The organism is Streptosporangium amethystogenes subsp. fukuiense, assembly GCF_042665875.1.
In the GTDB taxonomy this organism is placed as follows: domain Bacteria; phylum Actinomycetota; class Actinomycetes; order Streptosporangiales; family Streptosporangiaceae; genus Streptosporangium; species Streptosporangium fukuiense.
The window spans coordinates 9,739,962-9,763,908 of record NZ_JBHTEE010000001.1 but is presented as its reverse complement, the minus strand read 5'-3'; the positions used below and the strand labels follow the sequence as shown (position 1 = coordinate 9,763,908).

Annotated in this window: 19 protein-coding genes; 5 read left to right on the top strand and 14 right to left on the bottom strand. The window is 69.9% G+C overall.

The annotated features are described in order from the left end of the window. Positions 1-2: 2 nt before the first annotated feature. The 6 genes from ACFQVD_RS43315 to purU all read right to left on the bottom strand — a co-directional run bounded on the left by ACFQVD_RS43315 (position 3) and on the right by purU (position 6,956). Positions 3-347: an ATP synthase subunit C gene (locus ACFQVD_RS43315; protein ID WP_343983500.1), complete on the bottom strand. Its 345-nt coding sequence runs from the start codon at positions 345-347 to the stop codon at positions 3-5. Further along, entirely contained in the window at positions 332-1,597 is a 1,266-nt protein-coding gene (locus tag ACFQVD_RS43310) for a V-type ATPase 116kDa subunit family protein (RefSeq protein WP_343983504.1), read from the bottom strand. Before ACFQVD_RS43310 ends, ACFQVD_RS43315 begins: the two co-directional genes overlap by 16 nt. 43 nt (positions 1,598-1,640) lie before the next feature. After that, positions 1,641-2,531, bottom strand: a complete 891-nt coding sequence (locus ACFQVD_RS43305; protein WP_343983507.1) for a hypothetical protein — start codon at positions 2,529-2,531, stop codon at positions 1,641-1,643. Continuing rightward, positions 2,528-2,962 (bottom strand): hypothetical protein, encoded by a 435-nt coding sequence (locus tag ACFQVD_RS43300; protein ID WP_343983510.1) that lies wholly within the window; start codon positions 2,960-2,962, stop codon positions 2,528-2,530. The genes ACFQVD_RS43305 and ACFQVD_RS43300 overlap by 4 nt, the downstream gene beginning before the upstream one ends. A gap of 223 nt (positions 2,963-3,185) precedes the next feature. Continuing rightward, the gene (locus tag ACFQVD_RS43295) at positions 3,186-5,777 is read right to left on the bottom strand and encodes a GNAT family N-acetyltransferase (RefSeq protein WP_343983513.1); all 2,592 of its coding nucleotides are present in this window, start codon (positions 5,775-5,777) and stop codon (positions 3,186-3,188) included. 324 nt (positions 5,778-6,101) lie between these two features. Then, positions 6,102-6,956 carry a formyltetrahydrofolate deformylase gene (gene purU, locus ACFQVD_RS43290; protein ID WP_343983517.1) on the bottom strand — a complete coding sequence of 285 codons (855 nt, stop codon included), beginning with the start codon at positions 6,954-6,956 and terminating at the stop codon, positions 6,102-6,104. A 151-nt stretch (positions 6,957-7,107) separates the two neighbouring features. Here purU and ACFQVD_RS43285 point away from each other — a divergent pair, with 151 nt between their 5' ends. Continuing rightward, positions 7,108-7,566 (top strand): NUDIX hydrolase, encoded by a 459-nt coding sequence (locus tag ACFQVD_RS43285; RefSeq protein WP_343983520.1) that lies wholly within the window; start codon positions 7,108-7,110, stop codon positions 7,564-7,566. A gap of 252 nt (positions 7,567-7,818) precedes the next feature. Here the strand turns inward: ACFQVD_RS43285 and ACFQVD_RS43280 are convergent, their stop codons facing one another. After that, positions 7,819-8,313, bottom strand: a complete 495-nt coding sequence (locus ACFQVD_RS43280) for a GNAT family N-acetyltransferase (protein WP_343983524.1) — start codon at positions 8,311-8,313, stop codon at positions 7,819-7,821. After that, complete coding sequence (locus ACFQVD_RS43275; protein ID WP_343983527.1) at positions 8,310-9,881, bottom strand: XRE family transcriptional regulator; 1,572 nt, start codon at positions 9,879-9,881, stop codon at positions 8,310-8,312. The genes ACFQVD_RS43280 and ACFQVD_RS43275 overlap by 4 nt, the downstream gene beginning before the upstream one ends. A 341-nt stretch (positions 9,882-10,222) precedes the next feature. Between ACFQVD_RS43275 and ACFQVD_RS43270 the strand changes: the two genes are divergently transcribed. From ACFQVD_RS43270 to ACFQVD_RS43255, 4 genes are all read left to right on the top strand, one after another. Further along, positions 10,223-10,507: a hypothetical protein gene (locus ACFQVD_RS43270; RefSeq protein ID WP_343983530.1), complete on the top strand. Its 285-nt coding sequence runs from the start codon at positions 10,223-10,225 to the stop codon at positions 10,505-10,507. Positions 10,508-11,043: 536 nt separating this feature from the next. Beyond that, positions 11,044-12,036 (top strand): mechanosensitive ion channel family protein, encoded by a 993-nt coding sequence (locus tag ACFQVD_RS43265; RefSeq protein ID WP_343983533.1) that lies wholly within the window; start codon positions 11,044-11,046, stop codon positions 12,034-12,036. 19 nt (positions 12,037-12,055) lie between these two features. Continuing rightward, on the top strand, positions 12,056-12,454 hold the full coding sequence (locus tag ACFQVD_RS43260; protein WP_030917961.1) for a globin: 399 nt from the start codon (positions 12,056-12,058) through the stop codon (positions 12,452-12,454). Positions 12,455-12,484: 30 nt separating this feature from the next. After that, a complete protein-coding gene (locus ACFQVD_RS43255; protein WP_343983539.1) occupies positions 12,485-14,020 on the top strand; it encodes a glycoside hydrolase family 13 protein in 1,536 nt (511 codons plus the stop codon). A 74-nt stretch (positions 14,021-14,094) separates the two neighbouring features. On the opposite strand, the gene ACFQVD_RS43250 is transcribed toward ACFQVD_RS43255, so the two are convergent. From ACFQVD_RS43250 to ACFQVD_RS43225, 6 genes are all read right to left on the bottom strand, one after another. Next, the gene (locus tag ACFQVD_RS43250; protein WP_343983542.1) at positions 14,095-14,535 is read right to left on the bottom strand and encodes an acyl-CoA thioesterase; all 441 of its coding nucleotides are present in this window, start codon (positions 14,533-14,535) and stop codon (positions 14,095-14,097) included. Positions 14,536-14,663: 128 nt separating this feature from the next. Beyond that, on the bottom strand, positions 14,664-16,328 hold the full coding sequence (gene ettA, locus ACFQVD_RS43245) for an energy-dependent translational throttle protein EttA (protein ID WP_343983545.1): 1,665 nt from the start codon (positions 16,326-16,328) through the stop codon (positions 14,664-14,666). A gap of 250 nt (positions 16,329-16,578) precedes the next feature. Then, a complete protein-coding gene (locus tag ACFQVD_RS43240) occupies positions 16,579-17,892 on the bottom strand; it encodes a GGDEF domain-containing protein (RefSeq protein ID WP_343983548.1) in 1,314 nt (437 codons plus the stop codon). 614 nt (positions 17,893-18,506) lie between these two features. Then, complete coding sequence (locus ACFQVD_RS43235; RefSeq protein ID WP_343983551.1) at positions 18,507-19,301, bottom strand: single-stranded DNA-binding protein; 795 nt, start codon at positions 19,299-19,301, stop codon at positions 18,507-18,509. Between the two features lie 138 nt (positions 19,302-19,439). Next, positions 19,440-21,080 carry a GTP-binding protein gene (locus ACFQVD_RS43230; RefSeq protein ID WP_343983554.1) on the bottom strand — a complete coding sequence of 547 codons (1,641 nt, stop codon included), beginning with the start codon at positions 21,078-21,080 and terminating at the stop codon, positions 19,440-19,442. Then, on the bottom strand, positions 21,077-23,893 hold the full coding sequence (locus ACFQVD_RS43225; RefSeq protein WP_386273934.1) for a GTPase: 2,817 nt from the start codon (positions 23,891-23,893) through the stop codon (positions 21,077-21,079). Before ACFQVD_RS43225 ends, ACFQVD_RS43230 begins: the two co-directional genes overlap by 4 nt. Positions 23,894-23,947: the final 54 nt, after the last annotated feature.

The following is a 23,947-nucleotide window of genomic DNA, read 5'->3' as shown; positions in this document are numbered from 1 at the left end:
GGTCAAGCCCGTCCGATGAGGATGATGCCGATGACGAGCCCGTAGATGGCGATCCCTTCGGCCAGGCCGACGATGACGATGGCACGCCCGAACAGTTCGGGCCGCTCGCTCATCGCGGCGAGCGCCGCGGCTCCGGTGTAGGCGACGGCTATGCCCGCGCCGATCGCCGAACCGGCGACCGCGATGGCCGCGCCGAGCAGGGCCGCCCAGTTGCCGCCGGCGGCGGCGTTGACCGCCGCCGTCCCCTGGGCGGAGCCCGCGGTCGCCGCGCAGACAAGCAGGATGACCGAGGCGAGCGCGATGGCCGCGTTGAACGTGTGCAGCCCTCGCCTCAGCCAGACGGACATGGCGCGACCTCCTTGGACGTCGGCGGCAGGTGCCAGGGACGGAAGGGCCGTCCCTCGGTTTGGAAGACCTTGGAGAACAGTTCGTAGTATTCGAGCCGCAGCGCCTGGACTCCGGCCACGAGCCCTTCGATCGTCAGCGCCAGCGCGTTGCCCAGCAGGAAAAGCGCCGCCGCGGCGGCGGGGGCGGTGGCCCACAGCCCGGTGGTGGCGCCCCAGACGATCGATCCGATGGCGGTGTGGGTGAGGCCGAAGGCGGCGAGCCGGGCGAAGGAGGCGACATTCGCGCACAACCGGACGACCGCGTCGAAGAGCTGGATCGCCGCCTGGGCGGTTCCGCTCGCACCGCCTCCCGCCTCGGCGTAGAACCCGGTGAAAGCCAGGACCAGTCCCACTGCGGCGATCACGCCACCGGTGACGGTCAGCCAGCCGAGCTTCGCGTACCACCCGAGCAAGGCGAGCCCCAGTCCGAAGAACAGCGCCGAACCTGCGACCCCGGCCGGGGAGTACAGGGTGGCCGGCCAGCCGCCCTCCCGCCACCGGTTCACGACGCCCAGCAGGTAGGCGGCCGCGAGCAGCAGCGCGCCACCACCGAGAGCGGCGGCGAGGAGGGTGAGCGGGTCGGCCAGCGGCCGCACCCAGAGCACCGGGACGACGCCCGTGGGGCCGAAGAACTCGCCGTAGAGCAGGCCGAAGAGCATGCTCGCCAGCCCGGCGCCGACGAAGAACGGCCACGCCCGATGAAAACGGGACAGCCATCGCGGACGTTTGCCATACAGCCCGACCGCCGCGACGAGCAGCAACAGCCCGTGCCCGACGTCGCCGAACATCATGCCGAACATCAGTACGTACGCGCCGACGGCCAGGGGTGTCGGGTCGACGTCGGCGTACGGCGTCGACCCGTAGGTGGTGACGAGCGGGGCCAGGTTGCCGCGCAGTCCCTCGGAACGCAGCAGGGACGGGGCCTCCGTGCCCCGGGGACGGGCGAGCGGCACCACGGCCCCGCCCTCGGGCGCCACCCGGCCCGACAGTTCGGAGACGACTTTGGCGGGCGTCCAGCCCACGAGCGCCGCCACCTCACCGCGGACGACAGCGGTCTTCGAGACCGTCGGCAGCGGCGCGTCAGGCGGCGTGGACAGCTCCACGACCCCCGCCTGCCCCACGATCCTCAGCACGTCGTCCAGCGAACGGGCGGGGGCGACGATCGCCACCCGCTCCATCCGGACGGGCCGCAGCGCCTCTCGCCAGTTCATGGCCCCGGTTCCCGGCGGGTCCGGTCGCGTGAGCGCATCGCCGTCACGACCGCGCGGCCAGTTCCAGGGCGGCGCGCACCCGCCGGGCGTCCGCCGCCAGGACGGCGACCGAGCCGAGGACCGGGCCCGCCGTGAAGCCCGCCCCGGTCAGGAGATCGCGCCCGTCGTCTTCCACCCGCTGCCACCAGCGCTCCTCGCCTCGCGACAGCTCACGCGGATCCTCGATCTCCTGCAGCACCCAGCGCGCCGCCCTGGGAAGCCGCTCGGCCATCTCGCGTATCGAGGGCGCGTCCAGCGCGCCGTCCCCGACGAGTACCCGGCAGCGCCCCCGCGCTCGTTCGGCCAGCCTGGCGCCTTCCGCCAGGTGCGTACGGGCGAGCAGCAGGGCCGTCGCCCCCAAAGCCCACGACCTGGCCCGCGGAACGGTCTCGACCACCCCTTGGGCCCAGGCCAGGCGCATGTCCAGTTGGATCTCGCGGGGGTCGGCACCGCCCGGATCTCCCCACGAGGAGGTGGCCAGCGCCGCCCGTACCTCGGCAAGGGATCCGCACAGCCGCAGCCTCTGCCACTCGGTGCCCAGCGAGCCCAGGACGAACTCGGGTTCTGCCTCACCTCCCGCGAACCGGCAGATCAGCTCGTCCACGTTGGCGAGCTCGAACCAGCGGGCCAGCACGCGGATCATCTGCCCTCCCTCCCGAGGCAGCCAGCCGGCCAGCACGCGCAGATGCCACAGCAGGGTGGCCAGGACCGCCCACTGGGCCTCCGCCAGAGTCTGCCCACGTCGCACGTCATGCCCGTACGGCGTGTCACCCAGCAGAGCCACCGCCTCGTGTACGGACCCGCATGTCGCGATGCGCCGCGCACCCGCGCTTCCCGCCCTCCGCCGGACGAGAGCTCTGGCGCGTGTCGCCCCGGCGGCCCACGAAGCGGTCATGACCGCTCATCGGCCAGGGACCTGACCATGTCGGTCACCCGGGCCACCATCTCCGGCATCCGAGCGGCCGAGCGCCTGCGGACCCCCTCGGCGGCGGCCACGGCCTCACGCAGGAGCTCCTCAGTCGCCTGATCGCGGTCCTGACGGGCAAGGGCCGACAGCCGTGCACGCTCCGCGTCCGCCTCCGCGTGGGCCGAGGCGACGATGGCCGCGGCCTGATCGTGGGCGTGCGCCCGCATGTGGTCGGCACGGCGTTGGGCGTGTTCCCGCTCGTTCGCGCACGCGGCCTGGATGTCGGCGAGTGCCGAAAAGATCGGCGCCAGTTCGTCGGCCTGGTCGGCCACCTGGTCGGCGGGGACGCCCGCCGGGGCCGCCGCCCCGGGCACGCCGGAGGGGCGGAACCGTGCCAGGAAATCGCCCAGCCGGACCATCGCTCACCTCCCCGCGTCCCGTCACCTTGGGTAATGCCCGCGACAGAACCAAAAGTCGGTCAACGGACGGCCGAATGTCTGCCAGGCTGTGGAGCCGGCGGAGGGTCGCCGGCGGAGCCCGAACCGGTGGTTCAGCGCCGCGGCGGCCCGCTGATCCTCATTCGGCTGTGCCGGCCGGCTGGTCGACGTGGCCCAGCGGACGGCCTGACCACCGGTCAGCCGGTCAGCGCAGCCGCCGCAGTAGCGGCGAGGGCGGCTTCTCGGCGGGCGCCAACCGGATTCGGGCGTCCACGGTGGCTGTGCCTCCTGATGTGACCACGACCGGATTGAGGTCCAGTTCGGCCACCTGCGGCAGATCCTCGAGCAGCCTGCCGATCCGTACGACTTGATCGGCCAGTGCGGGGACATCGACGGGTGGCGAACCGCGGTAGCCGTACAGCACCGGAGCGCAGCGCAGCTCGTTGATCATGTCGATGGCATCGATGACGGGCGGTACCCGGAAGACGCGGTCGGCCAGCAGATCGGCCATCACCCCGCCCATGCCGACCATGACCAGCGGCCCGAACATCGAGTAGTTCACGCCGCCCACAATGATCTCCACGCCTCCGGACAGCATTCGCTGGACGATCGCACCGGTCATCTCCGCGCCTATCCGTGCTGACATATCGTGATATGCCCGCCGTACCTCATCTAGGGTTTGGAGGTTGAGCCGGACCCCGCCGACCTCGCTCTTGTGCACGGGACCTGTGGCCTTGAGCACGACGGGCAGCCCGATGCGGGAGGCCGCCGCGACGGCGCTCTCAGGGCCGTCCACGTCAACGGACTTCACCGGCGTCGCGCCGTAGCAGCCGAGCAGCCGAGCGGCATCGGCGGGTGCCAGCCAGCCACCATCCGGGCGCGCCTCCAACTCCGCGTGAACGATCTCCCGGGCGGTCTTCTCGTCAGCCGGAGGAGGTACCGGAACAAGTTCGACGGGGCGGCTGCGCCATTCGGCGTAGCGCACCACGTGGGCCAGAGCCTGGACGGCCTGCTCGGGGAAGGCGTAGCCGGGCACGCGGCCGTCGATCAGGTCGTCGTGGCCGACGACGCAGGCCAGCATGGTCTTGGCCGCTGTCTTGGCCGCGTCGGCGATGGCCCGGCAGGTCGCGTCCAGGCCATCGCCGAATGGCGGGGTATAGACGACGAGGACCACGTCGACGTCGGGTGAGGCGGCCAGGGCCTCGATCGCGGCGCCGATCTCGGCGGCTGTGGCATCGGCGGTCAGGTCGACCGGATTGCCCAGCGCGGCGGCGGCACGGGCGCCCAGCAGCCCGGGCGGCAGTTCGGGAACGACGAGGCCGTGGACTTCGCAGGCGTCGGCGGCCATCGCCTGCGGCCCGCCCGAGTTGCCCACGATGGCCACCCGGCGACCGCGCGGCAGCGGCTGGGCGGCCAGCAGCTTGGCGGTGTCGATAAGCTCGGGGACGCTGTCGAGCCGGATCACGCCGGCGGCCCGAGTGAGCGCGTCCACCGCCACGTCCGGGGTGGCCGCGGCGGCGGTGTGCGAGCGCACCGCCCGGCCTCCGGCCTTGCCGCGGCCGCTCTTGACCAGCAGCACCGGCTTGCGCTTGCCGACCCGGCGGGTGATGCGCGCGAACCTGCGCGGGTTGCCGAACGACTCCAGATACAGCGCGATCACACCGGTGTCGTCGTCGTCCTCCCAGTACTCCAGCAGGTCGTTGCCGCTGACGTCGGCCTTGTTGCCGACCGACACGAACGACGACACGTCCAGCCGATCCAGCAACGCCGCGCCCACGGCACCGGACTGCGACATCAACGCCACACGGCCCCGGACGGGCCGGTGCGGCAGGAAACTGGCGTTCAGCCGGGCTCCGGTGTTCACCACGCCCAGGCAGTTCGGGCCGATGAGCCGCATCCCAGCCGTACGGCACACCCGCAGTAGTTCCGACTCTGCCGCACGCTGTCCGGCCTCGGCGAACCCCGACGTCAGCACCACCAGCCCGGCCACCCCCGCCGCCGCGCAGTCGCGCGCCACCTGGAGCACATGTCGGGCAGGCACCGCCACCACCGCCAGATCCACGCCGCCGGGCACCTTGGGGTGGCAGGTCAGCCCGGCGATCTCGCTCGCGTTGGGGTTGACGGGATAGATCGGCCCGCGGAAACCGCCGTCGATGAGGTTGCGCAGCACCTTGTGCCCGACAGCGTGTTCGTCGCGGCCCGCGCCGATCACCGCCACCGCGCGGGGCGCCAGCACTCGTGCGAGGGACGCCCGCCCCGCCTCGTGGTCACGAACCTCGATGGCCGCCATCAGCCTGGGAGTGGACTCGGCGGCGATGCTGACGTGCACCGTGTCGCCATCAAAGCGCTGCTCCACCTTCAGGCCCAGGTCGCGCAGCACCCGGATCATCGGCCGATTCTCGGCCAGCACGTCGGCCACCAGTTCGCGTACGCCGTGCTCGGCGGCGTCCACGGCGATGTGCTCCAGCAGCAGCGTGCCCAGGCCATGCCCGTGCACGGCGTCGTCCAGAAGGATGCCCAGGTCGGCGCGGCCGTCCTCGATGGGGATGTACTCGGCTACCGCGACCAGCCGGCCGTGCAGGCCCGCCACCAGCGCGCGTCCGTCGTACCTGTCACCGGTGATGCGTTCGATGTAGGTGTGCGCGGTGTTGCGGCCACTGGTGAAGAAACGCAGGTATGCCGAGCGCTCCGACGAGCGGTTCACCAGCTCGTGCAGTTCCTCGCGATCGGCGGGACGGAGCGGGCGCACGTGGGCGATGCCGCCGTCGCGCAGCAGCACGTCGTATCCGTCAGGCATGCCGGTCTTCCGTTCAGATGCAGGGCAGCCGCGTGGACCGAGTTCGGTCCTCCGGACCCTACGTTTCCGCACCGCCGGGCGCGCCCGGCAGTGCCGGACGGCCCTTCGGTCAAGGCCGAAGGTCCCTGACGCCGCGTGCTTCGGAGGGTCATCGTGAGCGAGCCGGAGATCAGGGCCCCGGCGGGCTCCCCGTCCTGTTCTTCGGCGGGTGTCCCGGGCCGGCAGTTCGTCGGCGCGACCTTGGCCGGTCTCCGGCTCGAAACGGCTGGCCGAGGGCACTGCCGAACCGCATCGGACGTACGGGCGGATTCCCGGCGCAGGACACTAGCGGGGGAAGACGATCGTCTTGTGACCGTCGAGCAGGACACGCTGCTCGGTGTGCCAGCGGACGGCGCGGGCCAGGGCCTGGCACTCGACGTCACGGCCGATGGCGGCGAGGTCGTCCGCGGAGTGGGTGTGGTTGACCCGGGCGACCTCCTGCTCGATGATCGGCCCCTCGTCGAGGTCGGCGGTCACGTAGTGCGCGGTCGCGCCGATCAGCTTCACGCCGCGGGAGTGCGCCTGGTGGTAGGGCTTGGCGCCCTTGAACGACGGCAGGAACGAGTGGTGGATATTGATCACGTTGCCCGCGAGCTTGACACAGAGATCCTCGGAGAGCACCTGCATGTAGCGGGCGAGCACCACCAGGTCGGCCCGGTAGTGGTCGACGAGGGTCAGCACCTCCGCCTCCTGCCTGGCCTTGGTCTCGGGAGTGACCGGCAGGTGGTGGTAGTCGATGCCGTACGACTGGGTCAGCGGCCGCAGGTCCGGATGGTTGGAGACGACCGCGACGATCTCGATGTCGAGCAGGCCCGAGCGCGTCCGGTAGAGCAGGTCGTTCAGGCAGTGGCCGAACTTGCTGACCATCACCAGCACCCGCGGCTTGACGGACGCCTCCCGCAGCTTGAAATCCATGCCGAACTCGGGGGCGAGCGCCGCGAAGGCCTCGCGCAGTTCCCCGTCGGGCAGCGGAGAGGCGAACTGCACCCGCATGAAGAACCGCTCGGTCACGGCGTCACCGAACTGCTGGCTCTCGATGATGTTACAGCCCCGTCCGGCCAGGAGACCGGAGACCGCCGCCACCACGCCAGGACGGTCCGGGCAGGACAGCGTCAACACAAACTCGGCCCTGGAACTCATGCCTTCACCCTTGAGCTGGAGAGGTCGGATCGTAAGGTGCTTCCACCTGACCTGGGCAGACTACAGCGGATCCCGGCGCCACACCCAGTCGGTCGGCATCCGGCGGAGAGCTGTCCGGGCCGGGATCCGGCGGTGATAGCGTCCCTGAGCCATGAACACCCCTCAGCCGAACGACCGGCCCGCCGCCCGGGTGATCTGTGTGGACTCCTTCGGCCGGGTGCTTCTCATGCACTGGCGTGACACCGTCAGCGGCCGGAGCGTGTGGGAGCCACCGGGCGGCGGCATAGACCCTGGCGAGACCCCCCTTGACGCGGCACGGCGGGAGCTGACGGAGGAGACAGGCCTGCCCGGCGCGGCGGTCATGGACCGCTGGGTGCCGGTACGCCGTGACTTCCACTGGCTCGGCGTCCACTACGTCAAGACCGAACGGTTCTACCTGGCCAGGTTCGAGGGCACTCCCACGGTGGGCCCGGGGTCGTTCAGCGTCGAAGAGCACACCACCCACCTGGGCTCCGGCTGGTTCTCGACGGAGGAGATGGCCGATCTTCCCGACCACCTGGAGCCCCCGGACCTGCCGGAGGTCGTCTCCCGCGTCACCCGGCTGGGGTGAGCCGGTCATCGAGCACGGCCCTCGATCTCGAAGATCGAGGGCCGCGGTCGTCAGGGAACGATTCTTCCGGCCGGTGAGAATCTCAGCCCTTGTGGATGGCGCCGGCAATGCCACCGAGCCTGGACACGCCAAATTTGTGAACAATGATCTTTTTCATCGCACTCACCCGAGGACGGCGATAGCCACGAAGAACAAGTATTCGGATATTTTCGAAATTGGCAATGCCAAGTAGCAAAGTGGTCTAAATTCGAGTCACTGCATTAGGGGGGACATAGCGACCATTAGCTCTTTTTCTCCATAAACCACCACAGATCCCCCCCTTTCTTCCCTGCGGATCTCGCGCCACCCGAACTTGCGATAGAGCTCCATCGCCGCGGGCTGGCTCAGGGTGGTATCCCCACGGAGTCTTACGTAGCCGAGTTCAATCGCCCGCGCCTCCAGCGCGACGACCATCTGGGCACCGAATCCACGACGCTGGAACTCCGGATGAACCCGCATGCGGCACATCTCGGCGGTCTGATCGTCCACGCGACGGAGCCCACCCATCGTGACAATACGTCCGTCGGGCGTCTCACCCACGAGGAACTCTCCCCGGTCGGCGAGATAGATCTCGTGGATCCTGGGGAAGTCGTCCTCGTAGTAGACGCCGTCCCCCGGCGCGAGACCGACCTGGGCCAGGCATATCTGGTGGAGCGCCCAGACGGATTCGATGTCGGACCAGCGATAACGCCGAAGCGTCGGCCTCAACTGCCACCCCCGTCGGCCACCGCGTCATCCGTCCACGCGCTGCGGCCGCGCAGCGATTCCAGGTAGACCTTGAGCTTGGGATGCCCCGGAGCCTTCACCTCGGCCTGCCTGCCCACCTCGTGGGCACGCTGCATGAGGATGTCGGGCCGGCACGCCTCGTCGAGACCCGAGATCGTACTCTGGGCGATCTCCAGCGCCTCGTCCACATCGCCCTCAAGGATCTTGCACTGGGCACGGTCGAACTTGATGAAGGTCGGGTCGAGCCAGTCGGTCGGGCCGTACTTGGTGAGCGCCTGTTCCAGGATGAGGTCGGCCTCCATCGCCTGCCCGAGCTTGACCAGCGCGTCTCCCTGGTGAAAGTAGAGCTGGCGCTCGGTGTAGCCGAAGGTCGCGTCATCCTGGTCCGCGGCGGTCATCTGGGAGAAGGCCGCCCTGGCCCGGGACAGCGCCCGCTTCGCCTGGTCGACCACGTCCTTCTTGCCCGCGCCCGACATCATCGCCAGCGCACGGGCCTCGACCACCGGGGCCATGGCCTGGGCCGCACAGGGCGTCTGCCCGGCCAGGTCCCGGCTCTTCTTCGCGAGGTTGAGCGCCTCACGCGGGTCACCGTAGTAGAGCGGGACCAGAGCCTCCCTGGCCGTGACCCACGCCCGCAACGCGCGGTCGCCGGTCTCGTCCGCGGCGGTCCTGCCGGTCCTGAAGAAGGATCGGGCGAGCCTGTGGTCGCCGAGATTGACCATGATCATGCCGCTCAGGCCGGCCAGCTGGGCCGCCATGCGGCACAACCGTTCCTGCAGGTCGACCGGCTGGCGCCGTTCCATGGCCTTGCGCACCGCGCTGAACTCCAGCATCACGTCGCACAGCAGCCTGAGCGGGGGGGTGTTCATGTACTGGCGGCCGAAGCCGATGGTGGATTCCTCCCACTGGTCGAGCATCGCGGGCGAGACGGTGGCCGAGACCAGTGTGTCGTCCATCCTCCTGCGGATGCTCTCCACCGATCCAAGCACCTGTCCGTCCAGCACGATGCCGCTACCTGCCAGGAGCTGTAAGAGTGTCCTCCGTAACACGTTCTCGTCCTCCTCGCCCCCGTCCGCGGAAGGGTCCAAGCCGATCGGCTGGATCAGCATCTCGCGCGGATCAGGGGATGTGTCGGGTCTTCCGTCCTGGAGATCGCCTCGGACGACACCGGGCATCCTGTGGCCGTGGCCGCAGATGCACGGGCCGTCGTACCCGAGGGAGGCCGGCTCGACTCGGTAGGCGGAGCACAGGTAGTGCAGGTACTCGGGACCGGGCCGCTTCAGCCCGCTCTCGTACGCGGACAGGAGCGTCTCACCGATGCCGGGGGCCGACTTGCCATCGCGTTCGAACAGCGCCCGTATCTGTTCGATGACGTCCGCGAGGGCGACGCCGTGCGCCAGCCTGTGACCTTTGACCCGTGTAGTCCCGAATTGCGAATTGCATTTCTCGTAGATTTCCTCGGCTATCTGCGCCGAGGACTTCCCGGCGGCCAGGCCACGGGCCCGGACCTGCCGTGCTAGTTCTGTCTCCCTGTGCTGTCTGCCGGACATACCGGCCCCTCTCTCGTGGCCAGCTGGGCTGGCTGGCACACTTAGTCCCGACCGGTCCTCTCTCCCTTGACACACTGTGATCTTTTCGTCGCACTGTGCCTACCGAGAATGATGGACCACGTTTGACTCATCCGGAACGCGCTAATAAAGCCACCGGCTAAGAATCGTCCTCCGGCGGACTGTTTCTTTCAACCTACTTGGCACAACGCCCACCCTGAACTGGGTTTTCCCTGAATTGACCCACGGGGCCGCGGTGAGTCATCTTTGGCGGGCAGCACCGAAGGCGTGATCGAGCGAACACGATTCGGTGCCGGCGAACCGAAACCACGAGGAGGGGCGAGGTGGGTGAAGACGATTTCCGACACCTGGAACGACTGGTGACGGAGCTTGACTGCCGCGGGCTGCACGCCCGTGTGGTGCGGACCCACTCGGGCCGTGCGTTCGTGCGTGTGATCAACCCGAAGGCGACCAGCCTCGCGGAGAACGTCACCTGCCGAGCACAGGCCACCCCCAACCACCGGGATTGGTACTACTGGTGGTCCTGGGGTGAACGGATGCACACGGTGGAAGACCCAGCCGGTGCCGCGACCAAGGTCGCACGCGTACTCGCCGCGGTAGGGGAATGAGGTGAGCGGTGCGGAGGGCTTCACCCGCCCGACGCGCCGTACCTACCACGGCCCGGCGGAGCCGACGGGATGACCGGTGCGGAGCGTCCTCGGACGCTGGTCACCCCGTCGGCTCCGGATCCCCGGACCGGCCCGCTTTCCATCAGGGATCGCCGACCGGACCGGCGCGAACTCCCGCGGAGGCTCTCCCGAGCCGAAGCCCACGAACTGCCGTAAGGCAAAGGCCGCCGCCTGGTCTCTCGTCCGGGCGGTGAGTAGGAGGGATCCCCCTCGGAAACGGCACGGGACACGCTTCCGGGTGCGTGTCCCGTCCGGGCCGCCCGTCACCGGGGCATCCGGGTCCGCCTCCGCGGCCCCAGATCCGGATGTCCCCGTCTTCCCCGGCGTGATGTGACGGAGGCCGGTTCGATCGGCAATATGGGTAGGTCGCATGACTCGCCCATTTGACTCGTCGATCCGATCCGAGAGGGATCCACTCCGTGTTCCTGCTTTCCCCCACGCCCGTCCCCAGCCCCACCCCCAGCTTGACTCCCAGCGTGACCCCGAGCGTCACCTCGACCCCCGACCCTGGAGTCGTGGTCGAGGAGCTGCTCGACATGAGCGCGGGTCTGACAAAGGGCTGCGGGGACGGTGGCGGGATGATCTGCGACTTCGTGCAGATGATCGTCCCGGTGAGCTGGGCGGCTCCCGCCATCGCGGGCATGATCGCCATCGCGCTGGTCGTGGTCATCGCGCTGGCTCTGCGCAACGTGGCGCACCGGCTGATCAGCCGGGTGGTGCGGAAGGCCTCCTCCGAGCGCACGTCCCTGGCGGGGCGGCTACGCGGCAGGGAGGCGGTGACCCCGGAGGGCCTCGACGCGATCGTGGCCGAGCGGCGCAGGCAGCGGGCCGAGACCATCGGTTCCGTGCTCAAGCCGGTCGCCTCGATCATCATCCTGGGCACCGCCGCGCTGACCGTCCTGGAGCGGCTCTCCGTCCCCATCGCCCCCCTGCTGACCAGCGTGGGCATTCTGGGCGTGGCGGTCGGCTTCGGCGCCCAGGAACTCGTCAAGGACTTCATAGCGGGCATGTTCATGCTCCTGGAGGACCAGTACGGCGTGGGCGACGTGATCGACACGGGCACCGCGATCGGCACCGTGGAGGCCGTCACCCTGCGCATCACCCGCCTGCGCGACAGCGACGGCCGGGTCTGGTACATCCGTAACGGCACCATCACCCGCGTCGGCAACGAGTCCCAGGGCTGGTCTCGCGCCACCGTCGACGTGCCCGTGGCCTACGCCTCCGACATCCCCGCGGTCCGCGACCTGCTCAAGCAGGTCGCGGACGAGATATGGAACGACCTCGCCTTCCGCGACTCCATCATCGTCGAGGAGCCGCAGGTCTGGGGCATCGAGCAGATCTCCGACACCGCCGTCATCTTCAGGATCAGCGTCAAGACCATCCCCTCCCGGCAGGCCGAGGTCGCCCGCGAGCTCCGCGTCCGGGTCAAGTCCGCCCTCGACCGAGCCGAAATCCCGATCGCCGGCTGACGTCAATTAGGCTGGAGGCGTGTCCGTTACCCCCGGGGAATCCCAGTCCTTCTACGACGCCGTCGGCGGCGAAGAGACCTTCAGGCGTCTCGTGCACCACTTCTACCAAGGAGTGGCGGCCGATCCGGTGCTACGGCCGCTTTATCCCGAAGATGATCTCGACGGGGCCGAAGAGCGGCTGCGTCTGTTCCTCATCCAGTACTGGGGCGGCCCCAGCACCTACAGCGCGCAGCGGGGCCACCCGCGCCTGCGGATGCGGCACAACCCGTTCGTCATCCGCTCGGTCGAGCACGACGCCTGGCTCAGGCACATGCATGACGCGGTGCTCTCCCTGAAGCTCCCCGAGGACCTGGAGAAACGTCTCTGGGACTATCTCGTGTACGCGGCGAGCAGCATGATCAACGCCCCTGACGCATAAACTTCGTCAAGCGGGGGCAGTCCAAAGCACATGGAATCCCCCTGGTGGCGTGATGCCGTCGTCTACGAGATCTACGTTCGCAGCTTCGCCGACGCCTCCGGAGACGGCGTCGGCGATCTGCCCGGCATCCGGCAGCGCCTGCCGTACCTCGCGGAACTCGGTGTGGACGCGATATGGCTGACTCCCTTCTACCGCTCCCCCATGGCCGACGGTGGCTACGACGTGGCCGACTATCGTGACGTCGACCCCCTTTTCGGCACGCTCGCCGATTTCGACGAGCTCGTCGCCGAGGCGCATCGGCTCGGCCTCCGGGTGATCGTGGACATCGTCCCGAACCACAGTTCCTCGGCTCACGAGTGGTTCCAGGCCGCGCTGCGCGGTGAGGGACGCGATCGCTACATCTTCCGTGACGGCGGTGATCTGCCTCCCAACAACTGGCAGTCGACCTTCAGCGGCCCGGCCTGGACCAGGACCCCCGACGGGCAGTGGTATCTGCATCTCTTCGCTGCGGAACAACCTGACTTCAACTGGCGCAACCCCGAGGTGCACACCGAGTTCCTCGACGTGCTGCGGTTCTGGCTCGACCGAGGGGTGGACGGGTTCAGGATCGACGTGGCGATGGGCCTGTACAAGGCCGAGGACCTGCCGGACACCCCGCCGCAGGATCAGGCGTTCAAGGCCGAGTCGCCGATCTGGGGACGGCCCGAGGTACACGAGGTCTACCGTGCCTGGCGCAAGGTGCTCGACTCCTACGACGGCGAGCGGGTGGCGGTCGGCGAGGTCTGGACCGACTCCGTCGAGGATCTCGCGCTCTACCTCCGCCCCGACGAGCTCCACCAGAGCTTCAATTTCGCCTGGCTGGAGGCCCCCTGGTCCGGACCCGCGTTCAAGAAGATCATCGATGACACACTGGCCGCGGTGACCGCTCCCACCTGGGTGCTCTCCAACCACGACGTGGTCCGCCATGTGACCCGGTACGGCGACGGCCTGACCAACTCCACCATGGGCCTGGCCCGCGCCCGTGCGGCGCTGCTCGCCATGCTCGCCCTACCGGGCTCCGCATATCTCTACCAGGGGGAGGAGCTGGGCCTCCCCGAGGTGAAGAATCTTCCCCCGGAGGCCCGTCAGGACCCCATCTTCGCCCGTTCCAAGGGAGAGCTGCCCGGCCGTGACGGCTGCCGGGTCCCCATCCCCTGGTCCGGCATGGCCGAACCGTACGGCTTCTCGCCCGATGGAGCGCGGCCCTGGCTGCCCCAACCCGTCGAGTGGGCCGCGCTCTCCGCCGAGCGCCAGTCGAGCGATCCCGGCTCGACGCTGAACTTCTACCAGGAGGTCCTGCGGGTCCGCCGCGACCTCCGCGGCACGCTGCCCGAAGAGATCACCTGGCAGGAGAGCCCCGAGGACGCCCTCATCTTCAGCCGGGGTTCCCTGATCTGCGTCATCAACTGTGGTTCCCAGCCGGTGCGACTGCCGCCGCACGACCGCGTCCTGATCGGCAGCGCCCCGGTGGAGGGCCACCTGCTCCTGCCGGACAGCGCGGTCTGGCTGTACGCCCCCGAGGTCTGACGGCTCACGGCAGGCGGCGGACGTCCGCGGGTACGGCCCGTCCGCCACCTGCCGAGTCGAGGCCGGGGAAGGCCTCAGTCCATCGCGAACCTGCGCAGGTAGGCGATCTCGTCCTGGCTCAGCCGCCGCGGGGAGGCACTCCCCACGTCGTAGGCCACGATCACCGAGCGGGCCTTGACGAACACTTCGTCATCGTCGCGGATCTCGTACGCGAGGGTGAACCGTACCGGACGGATCTCCGTCACCCACGACTCCACCCGGACCGGGTCGGGCCTGAAGGTAAGGGGACGCCGGTAGTCGATCTCATGCCGGGCGATCACCAGTCCGGCGAAAGGGGCGTTTCCCTCGCGTTGGGGATCGACGTGGAACATCCCCAGCCGCGCGTCCTCCAGATAGTCGAGGAACCGCACGTTGTTGACGTGACCCAGCGAGTCGATGTCGGCGAACCTGACAGCCCTGGGGAACACATGTCGGTGGCCATGGCCGACCTCGTCCGCGACGCTCTGTCCAAACACACCCAGAACCGTAGCGAGCCCCCGCTGCCCGTCGTACGGCGGGGCACCGGAGGCTCGCGCGGTCGCGACCGGGAGAGCACCTGGCACGACCCGTGCCAGGTGCTCCTGCCCGCGGGCGGAGAGCGGGGTCAGTCGCGGGTGAGCTTGCGGTAGGTGACGCGATGCGGCCGGGCCGCGTCGGCACCCAGACGCTCGATCTTGTTCTTCTCGTAGTCGGCGAAGTTGCCCTCGAACCAGAACCAGTTCGAACCCTCTTCCCAGGCCAGGATGTGGGTCGCGATGCGGTCCAGGAACCACCGGTCGTGCGAGGTGATGACCGCGCAGCCGGGGAACTCCAGCAGCGCGTTCTCCAGGCTGGAGAGCGTCTCGGTGTCGAGGTCGTTGGTGGGCTCGTCGAGCAGGAGCACGTTGCCGCCCTGCTTGAGGGTGAGCGCCAGGTTGAGCCGGTTGCGCTCGCCACCGGACAGGATGCCCGCCTTCTTCTGCTGGTCCGGCCCCTTGAACCCGAACGCGGCGATGTAGGCGCGCGACGGCATCTCGACCTGGCCGACCTTGATGTAGTCGAGCCCGTCGGAGACGACCTCCCAGACGTTCTTCGCCGGGTCGATCCCGCCCCGGCTCTGGTCGGCGTAGGAGATCTTGACGGTGTCACCGACGACGATCTCGCCACTGTCCGGCGTCTCGCCGCCGGTGATCATCCGGAACAGGGTGGTCTTGCCGACACCGTTCGGACCGATGACGCCGACGATGCCGTTGCGCGGCAGGTCGAAGGAGAGGCTCTCCATCAGGACGCGCTCCTCGAAGCCCTTGGTGAGCTTCTCGGCCCGGATGACCGTGGTGCCCAGACGCGGGCCCGGCGGGATCTGGATCTCTTCGAAGTCGAGCTTGCGGTGCTTGTCGGCCTCGGCGGCCATCTCCTCGTAGCGCTGCAGGCGCGCCCGGCTCTTGGTCTGGCGGGCCCTGGCGTTGGAGCGGACCCACTCCAGCTCCTCCTCCAGGCGCTTCTTGCGCTTGGCGTCCTTCTGGCCTTCGAGCTTGAGCCGCGCGGCCTTGGCCTCCAGGTAGGTGGAGTAGTTGCCCTCATAGGGGTGGCAACGGCCGCGGTCGAGCTCCAGGATCCAGTTGGCCACGTTGTCCAGGAAGTAGCGGTCGTGGGTGACGGCCAGCACGGTGCCCGGGTACTTCTCCAGGTGGGACTCCAGCCACTGGACGCTCTCCGCGTCGAGGTGGTTGGTGGGCTCGTCGAGCAGGAGCAGATCGGGCTGCTCCAGGAGCAGCTTGCAGAGGGCGACCCGGCGGCGCTCTCCACCGGAGAGCTGGGTCACCTCTGCGTCCGGCGGGGGGCAGCGGAGGGCGTCCATTGCCTGCTCCAGCTGGCTGTCGAGATCCCAGCCGTTGCGGTGGTCCAGGGCGTCCTGAAGCTTGCCCATCTCGTCGAGCAGCTCGTCGCTGTAGTCGGTGGCCATCAGCTCGGCGATCTCGTTGAAGCGGTCGAGCATCGCCTTGGTCTCGGCGACGCCCTCTTCGACGTTGCCGAGAACGGTCTTGGATTCGTTGAGGGGGGGCTCCTGCTGGAGCATGCCGACGGTGAAGCCGGGCATGAGCCGGGCGTCGCCGTTGGACGGCTGCTCCAGGCCCGCCATCATCTTCAGCAGCGTCGACTTTCCGGTGCCGTTGGGACCCAGGACACCGATCTTGGCTCCCGGCAGGAACGACAACGTCACGTCGTCGAGGACGACCTTGTCGCCGTGCGCCTTGCGCACGCGCTGCAGTGTGTAGATGTACTCCGGCATGCCTTTAGTTTAGGGCCTGGAAAGTTCAGCAGTGCTTGCGAGGAACCTCGGGCCCTCAGGCCAAGCAGAGCGAGTCCGCCAAGCGCCTGCCGAAGGCCCGCAGGCGCAAGGAGTCCCGGTTCGCCCGGGACGTCGACCGCGGCTCGGGACATCGCCTCACGCGGTGTCACAGGCTGGGCGGTGAGTCACACTGTCTGACGCGGACCAAGCCGTCGAAGCCACCGACGGCGAGGAGCTGCGAGCTCAGTCCTCAGGGCTGAGAAGCCGACCTGGGAGCGGCATCGGATCCGGGCCTGCGGGCCGGAGGCACGATGGTGGCCGACAGGCAGATCTGGTCGCGGCCGAGTTCCTTGGCGCGGTAGAGGGCGAGGTCGGCCGCGGCGAGCAGTTCGATCAGGTCGTCCCCGTGCACGCTCATGATCGCGACACCGACCGAGATGGTCACGGTGATCATGTTGTCGTCGGCCGGGAGCGCCATCCGTCCCACCCGGGAGCGCAGCCGCTCGGCGACCCTGCGGGCCTCTGTCACGTCGGCCCTGGGCAGCAGGACGACGAACTCCTCACCGCCGAACCGGCCCACCACGTCGTAGTCGCGAAGCTGGCTGCGGATGGTGTCGGCCACCCCGACGAGGACCTGGTCTCCGATCAGGTGACCGTAGGTGTCGTTGACCCTCTTGAAATGGTCGATGTCGACGATCAGCAGCGCGAGCGTCTCCCCGGTGCGACGCGCCCTGACGATCTCGGTGTCGGCCTCCCGCTGCCAGGCCGCGGCGTTCAGCAGGCCGGTCTTGAGGTCGGTGCGGGCCGCGGCCTGAAGCTGCGCGTGCAGCAGGCTGCGCTGGAGCAGCACCACCGGGGGCAGCGCCAGGACCAGCAGAGCCGGATTGAGCCCGCAGGTGATGGAGATGATGACGCCGAGGCAGAGTTCGACGACGTCGAGGAGCAGGTTCTCCCGGTTCCACAGGACCTCCCGCCAGCGGCTGTCGGGATCGGCGGTGTGCGCCGCGATGGCGATCAACGCGGTGTTGATCACCGTGAACAGGACCGCGCAGCCGACGGCCACCAGGATCGGCCCTCCGTCGCCCCTGGTCAGCGCGTTCAGGTCACCGACCGCGGCATGGAAGAGCAGGGAGGCCGCACATCCGGCCAGGCCGATCGCCGCCGAGCTGAAGACCCGCCGGTAGACGACCGTCGCGCGCACCCGTCTCTGCAGCAGGAACTGGAGCGGAATGGGCGCCAGGAGCGCGTAGAGCGGCGGGAGCAGCAGCGCGGCGGGCAGCCACCAGGCGGAGAGCAGGTCCCGGTGCACGCCGGCCGGCATGCCCAGCCTCCGGGTCGCCTCGATGCACACGGCTCCACACGCCATCAGCGCGGTGAAGGTCAGCGCATCGGACCAGCGGAAGACCCCGGATGCCAGGAAGAACACGATCGCGGCGAGATCCAGCGCTACTATCCCGCAGAGGTAGCCGACCAGCGGGCGGCGCTGTCCAAGCAGGGGCCAGCGATCGGCCAAGGGTGTCATGCCGTCGCGCGGTTTGACCGAGGTGTGGCTAGGAGCCGCCATGTCGTCCCCCTCTCCGACTAACGATGTGTAACACAATAGTTGCGGAGTGTGCGACGCGCGATGGGAACCGCTACCTTTGACGGAGTGGGCCAGCCCACCGGTTGACCTACGTTTTGGAAACCGCTCCCTCGCGAGCGGGCCGTGCGGGAAAGGAGCAAGCCATGCTGCGGGGCGTGACCTGGACCTGAATCAGGTGTCCTGGGCATCTGACACGGGCAAGACCATCGGCTGGTTATCTCGGCGTCGCCGCGCTTCCGTGGTGAGACACCGACCGCGTCCGGCCGGTGCCTCCTCACTCCGCCCGAACCAGACCCTCCTACCGTGTGAGGTCCTGCACTTCCGTCAGGCATCCTGTTCCCGCGAAGTCCGCGCTTCACCGGACGCCTGCCCCTCATCTCCCGTCCGAAATCCTCTCTGCCGATCTTCTGTTCCAAGTCTTCTGCTCGAATCCGCCCCATCCCGCCGTCCGCGTTCTTCCCCTGCGCGGATCAGCGCCCATTCCCCTGTCCGAATTCGACTCCCCGTCCACCTCGAACGATTCCTTCGCCCCTCCGGTTCCGGCCGGCCGATCGGGTTGGGAGGCCCGCGGCCCGGGCCTCCCAACGGGAGGCGGCTCAGGCCGCCACACGCTCCCGCGTCGGCCAGGGTGCCTCATCGCTCACATCTGGGTGGATCTTCACCGTGCCCGGCACGGCCCCGGCCGTCTCCTCCCCGGTGACCCCCGCGGCCGGGTCGTCGGCCCCCACCACCCCCACCCGCCTCGTCGTGCCCTTCGCCGCCTTCCTTCTCCTGGTCACGGCCTCTCCCGCCGCCGGCTCCTCCCCGGCGGAGCCGTGATCCACCGCATGCGAGGCGGCCTCTCCGCGGGTCGCACCTCCCTCGGCAGGCCCGCCCGGCGTGGCCCGCTCGTCGTCGAGCCCGGCCCGCGGCGGGGGCAGGGCGCCGGGTGCCTCCGCCTCGACGGGAACGCCGCCGCTCATCGCCCAGTCGGACGTCTCGCGATCGAGTTCGATCCGCTCCGCGCTGCCCAGGGCCGCGACCGGACCGCCGCGCTGTGGCTTGCTGAAGCTGCCGAGCCCCCAGCGCAGGTCGTGCCCGAGCGAGTTGGCCTCCACCTCGGGCATGAACCGGCGCTCACCCTCGTGGGTGAACTCGCGGATCCGCAGCCGTCCCTGAACGACGACGGGCTGGCCCAGCTGAACCGACTGGGCGACGTTGTCGGCGAGCCCGCGGAAGCAGCGGACGCCGAAGTAGGTCGTCTCACCGTTGCGCCACTGCTGGTTCTCCCGATCGAAGTAACGACTGGTCGAGGCGATCTTGAGCGAGGTGACCCGGGAGCCGTCGGGGAAGGTGTGCTGGCGTGGCGTGGCCGCGACGTTACCGGTCAACGTGACGTAGATGTCGTTCATCGTGCCTCCCATGAGCGCCGGCTGAGTGCCGGCGGCGTGAAAGACACGATGGTCCGAGCCATACCCCTCGCGAGTTGCCGAATCGCGTTCTGGGGACAACCGCCGGACACTCGACCGGGTTGTGGACAACCCTGGGAATCAGTCCCGCAGGCTCCGCATGGCCGAGTAGAACTCGTTGTAGCGGGTCAGCTCGCGCTCCACCGGCTCGATCACCATGCTCTCCGCGAGCCCGGCGACCCTGCGGCGCATCTCGCGTTCCAGCGCGTCACGCTCGTTGCCCGCGCCGAGCACGATGAAGTTACGGCTGGCCACCGCGGTGAGCAACCCGAGCCCTAGCACCGAGAGCATCATCAGCCCCACCCACGGCAGCGAGGCGGCGTCGCCGAACACCTCCAGCCCCGCCGGCGGCTTCCCCGTGCCGAACACTCCGTAGACCAGGGCCGTACCGACCCAGGCGAGGCCCGCGACGAAGAGCAGGACCAGCAGGTACTGCCAGGCGAGAAGCAGCCGCCACCAGCCGGGGACCCGGTCCAGGCGCGGTGCGACCTCCGAGAGCTCCTCCGACAGCACCTGGGGCAGCTGCGCCGAGCGGGAGCGCGCGGCATCCCTGATCCCGCTCTGCCACGCCTCGTGCATGCCGGAGGTCAGGCCGTCGGCCAGGGCGTGCACGGCGGTGTCCACCTCGGCCGGCTGCGCGCTGACCGAGCCACCGGTCAGGCTGCGGATCTCGTCTCGCAGGTCGCCCAGGCGCAGGCTGTTCAACGGATCAGGGCGGAGCTTGGCCGCCCAGCGGGTGTAGGGCCAGCCGACCCACTCACCGGACCTGGCGGCGTAGACGTTCTCCATCGCCTCGCCGACGGCGGGAACTCCGGCCGCGTCGCAGAGGGCGTCGGTGAGGCCGATCCGGCGGGCGTCGTCAATGGAGGAGGGCGGCGCCGGGGTGCCGTCGGCGGGCATGACCTTCGCCAGGCGGAGCGTCAGCCGGTCGAGGTCGGCCTCCAGGCGCTGGGTGGCGGCCCTGCGCCTGGACACGGTCTCGGCGAGGACCGCCTTGAGGTCGTCCACGCCCGTACCCGTGATCGCCGAGGTGGTGACGACCACGGGGTGCTCGACCCCCTCGCGGTGGAGAAGGTCCTCCAGGTCCGCGACGCACTCGGCCAGTTCCTCCTCGTCGAGCCGGTCGGACTGGTTGAGCACGAAGACCGTCACCGCCTCGTGCCCGGCCAGGTCGGTCACGTAACGCCGGTGCGTGGAGGCGTCGGCGTACTTCTGCGGGTCGAGCACCCACACGACGAGGTCCGCGACCTGGATCAGCCGGTCGGCCTCACTGTCGGTCAGCGCCCGGATGGAGTCGTGGTCGGGCAGGTCGAGCAGGATCAGCCCGTGCAGCCGGCTCTCCCCGCGGTCCAGGGCACTGGCCCGCGCGAAGCGGTGACGCCACTGGATCTGCAGCCAGTCGAGCAGCGGGCCTGCACCGTCCAGACCCCAGACGCAGGCGTGGGTACGGGCGGTGGTCGGGCGGCGCACTCCCGTCGGCGACAGCTCCAGGCCGGAGATCGAGTTGAACAGCGTCGACTTGCCGCTGCCCGTGCCTCCCGCGAGCGCGACCACCGTGTGGTCGGAGGAGAGCTTGAGCCTGTCACCGGCACGCAGCAGCAGCTGCCCCGACTCGGTGAGGAGCTTGGGCTCGACCCTGCCCGGCCCCAGCTCCACGATCCGAGCCAGCGCGGCGAGCCGGCTGCCGAGACCTTGGCGTGACTGGGTGGTGCCAACACTCATCGGGCGACCTCAAGGTTGTACGTTGCCTGGTAAAGGCGGGTGGCGGCGGATTCATCCGGTATGCCGGCGCCATCGAGGGCCTGGATGTAACGCGCCGTCTCGTCGTCGAAGAGCATGCCGATCCGGGCGCGGAGATCGCTCCGGGCCTTCACCCCGATGTTGCGCAGCGACTCCGCGCCGAGCAGCGCGTGTACCAGCCGTTGCGGCAGCGCACCGGTGCCGTTCCGCGCCTCCGAGGCGCCGTAACCGAGCAGCCCGATGGTCAGGATCAGCGACAGGGACTCGACGTCGAACGAGATCACCCTGGCCACCGATCGCTTGGTCACCCCCTCGGTGCGGATCAGCTCGGTGATGTGCTCCTGCCAGGCCGCGATGGTCCGGCCGGCCCTGCGCGGGAGGTCGTCGGACGCCTGGCCGAGCTCGGCGGCCGCCAGGATCTCCTGCGCGCCCGGACGGTTCAACCAACGCGAGGCGGCCTCCTCCGCGGCCCGTTGCGCCGCCGAGACGACCACCGACTCCAACCCCGTCCGCAGCGCGGATCTCAGCGCGCTGAGCCGCTCGGGTGCCTGATGGCTCGCCTTGCTCGCGAGGCGGCCGGGCTTGCGCAACTGAAGGGTACGCATGAGATCACCGGAACCGGCGAAGTCCTGCCAGCGGGCGAGGACCTCACCTCGGAGCAGCGAACCGTCGCCGGTGCTCTCGTCGACCTCGACCATTGCCTGGGCGTAGGCGCTCTCCACGTCGGCGCGGAGATCTCTGCGGAAGGCGACCTGGATCTCCAGCTGCTTGGCCAGGGCGGGCACCCGGGTGCGGAAGCTGTTCAGCACCCCGTCCAGGGTGGCCCGCACGGCCTGCTCACGACGCCGCTCGTCGACCGACAGCTCGGTCAGCCACAAACGCAGCTCGCTCACCTCGTGGTCGGGGAGCATGCCGTCGGTGACCTTGCCCTCGTTGACGACGAACCGGTCGACCTCGCCGAGACCGTACTCGGTGAGCATCCTGACGAAGTGCTTGGTGATCACTTCTCTGGACTTGGCCGGCACCCTGGAGAGCACGATGGCCAGCTTGGCTCCACGCTCCTTGGCCAGGCGGAGCAGCCGCCAGGCCGGGGCGTCGGCGTAGCGGGCGGCGGTGGTGACGAAGATCCACAGATCGGCCGCGTCGAGCATGCGGTGCGCGATCTCGTGGTGCTCCTCGACCACCGAGTCGATGTCGGGGGTGTCGAGCAGTGCCACACCGGGAGGTAGGCGCTCGGTGGAGACGAGCACGAGGCCGCCGGAGGCCGCCCCGGGGTCGGGCTCGCTGAGCCGCCGGAGGCTACCGAGCAGGTCGCCCTCGGCGAACCACTCGTGATCGTCGGGGTGGCAGGCCAGGACAGGCGTCCCGGTCGTCGGACGGCGCACACCGGTCGCGCTGACCTTGGCGTTGGCCAGCGTGTTGAGGAGCGTGGACTTGCCCGCGCCGGTGGAGCCCGCGACCACGACGAGGGCGGGCGCGGTGCTCGTGTGGACCCGGGGGATCACGTAGTCGTCGAGCTGGGCCAGGATCTCGCTCTGGACCCGCCTGGCCTCCTCGGCCCCGGGGATGTCCAGGCCGAAACCGAGGTCGGTGACGCCGGCGCGTACGGCGGTGAGCGCGCTGCTCAGGGCCTTGGAGACGGCCTCGGGAAGCGGCGTCTCCCGCACCCGGCCGCCCGGCGACCCCGCGTCCTCCTTGCCTCCGGCCTTCTCGTCCCCGTCGTTCCCGTCGGCCTCGCCATCGCCCTGGGCCTCCGCACCGCTCTCACCCTCCTGCGGAGCCTGCTCATCGATCTCGGCGGGCTCGGCGTCGCGCTGACCCCCGTCGCCGGCCAGGACCCGCGCTCCGGCATCGCCACCGTCTTCGGCCCCGTCCTCGGCCCCGTCGGCGTCAGGCGTCCCGGCGTCGTTCTCCGCTTCGTTTTCCGGCTCCTCGTCATCCGCGAGGAGGACGACGACCTCGTCCGGCTCCTCCTGCTTCTCCTGGGGTCTGTTCCCCCGAAGGGGCGGAGCGGCGGCCTCGGCCCGGGGGGAAGAGCCGTCGCTCGCCGTACGGGAGGGGGCCGCGGCACCTTCCCCGGGACCGTCGGTGCGGGGAGCGCTCGGGGGAACGGGGGCGCCCGGGCGGAAGAGCGCACCGGGAGCGGCCTGGGGAGCAGGTGCGCCGGGAGGAGAAGGTGTGACGGGGCCGCCGCCGGCACGGGGAGCGCTCGGGAAAGCGGGCCCCGGACGGAAGGTCGCACCGCGAGAAGCTCCCGCGACTTCCCCCTGGGAGGCGGGGGCGCCCGGTCTCGGGGGGACAGCGGGAGGAGCGGTGGCAGGGCCGCCACCGCGCGAAGCTCCGGGGGAAGGAGGGGCCCCCTGCCCCGGGTCCGCCCCCGGCGGGGCGGGAGAGCCTCCACGGGGAGCACCCGGCGAGGCTGGAGCACCACCACGAGGGGCCTTCTGAAGGGCGGGGGCACCGCCGCGGGAAGCGGCCGGCGGGGCGCCCGCACCGGGGGAGGCCGGCGCGGGACCGCCGCGAGAGGCACCCGGGGGGCGGCTGCCCGGGGCGCCGGCGGCGGGCCTGCCCACCTCCCGGGAAGTGGTGATGGCGGCGATCGTGGCCTGCGCGGCGGCCGCGGCGGCGTGGAAGGCCGCCATCGCCTCCTCCGAGGCGGGGGGTGCGGCTGGACCCGCCGCCGGACCGGCTCTCCTGCCCGGAGGCGCGGCGGGACCGGCCGCACCGGCGGCGGGCTGGGCGCGAGCGCGGACGGAGGCGGCGTCATCGTCTGGGCGGATGGCGCCGAAGGTCACCGTCTGCTCGCCGGGAGATTCCTGGTCATCCGACGGGGGGCCGTCGGGTGGCTC

What these genes read in the sequence shown, in the direction of transcription:
- ACFQVD_RS43315 (WP_343983500.1), bottom strand. Translation starts at nt 347, where the DNA reads ATGTCCGTCTGGCTGAGGCGAGGGCTGCACACGTTCAACGCGGCCATC.
- ACFQVD_RS43310 (WP_343983504.1), bottom strand. Translation starts at nt 1,597, where the DNA reads ATGAACTGGCGAGAGGCGCTGCGGCCCGTCCGGATGGAGCGGGTGGCG.
- ACFQVD_RS43305 (WP_343983507.1), bottom strand. Translation starts at nt 2,531, where the DNA reads ATGACCGCTTCGTGGGCCGCCGGGGCGACACGCGCCAGAGCTCTCGTC.
- ACFQVD_RS43300 (WP_343983510.1), bottom strand. Translation starts at nt 2,962, where the DNA reads ATGGTCCGGCTGGGCGATTTCCTGGCACGGTTCCGCCCCTCCGGCGTG.
- ACFQVD_RS43295 (WP_343983513.1), bottom strand. Translation starts at nt 5,777, where the DNA reads ATGCCTGACGGATACGACGTGCTGCTGCGCGACGGCGGCATCGCCCAC.
- purU (WP_343983517.1), bottom strand. Translation starts at nt 6,956, where the DNA reads ATGAGTTCCAGGGCCGAGTTTGTGTTGACGCTGTCCTGCCCGGACCGT.
- ACFQVD_RS43285 (WP_343983520.1), top strand. Translation starts at nt 7,108, where the DNA reads ATGAACACCCCTCAGCCGAACGACCGGCCCGCCGCCCGGGTGATCTGT.
- ACFQVD_RS43275 (WP_343983527.1), bottom strand. Translation starts at nt 9,881, where the DNA reads ATGTCCGGCAGACAGCACAGGGAGACAGAACTAGCACGGCAGGTCCGG.
- ACFQVD_RS43255 (WP_343983539.1), top strand. Translation starts at nt 12,485, where the DNA reads ATGGAATCCCCCTGGTGGCGTGATGCCGTCGTCTACGAGATCTACGTT.
- ettA (WP_343983545.1), bottom strand. Translation starts at nt 16,328, where the DNA reads ATGCCGGAGTACATCTACACACTGCAGCGCGTGCGCAAGGCGCACGGC.
- ACFQVD_RS43240 (WP_343983548.1), bottom strand. Translation starts at nt 17,892, where the DNA reads ATGGCGGCTCCTAGCCACACCTCGGTCAAACCGCGCGACGGCATGACA.
- ACFQVD_RS43235 (WP_343983551.1), bottom strand. Translation starts at nt 19,301, where the DNA reads ATGAACGACATCTACGTCACGTTGACCGGTAACGTCGCGGCCACGCCA.
- ACFQVD_RS43230 (WP_343983554.1), bottom strand. Translation starts at nt 21,080, where the DNA reads ATGAGTGTTGGCACCACCCAGTCACGCCAAGGTCTCGGCAGCCGGCTC.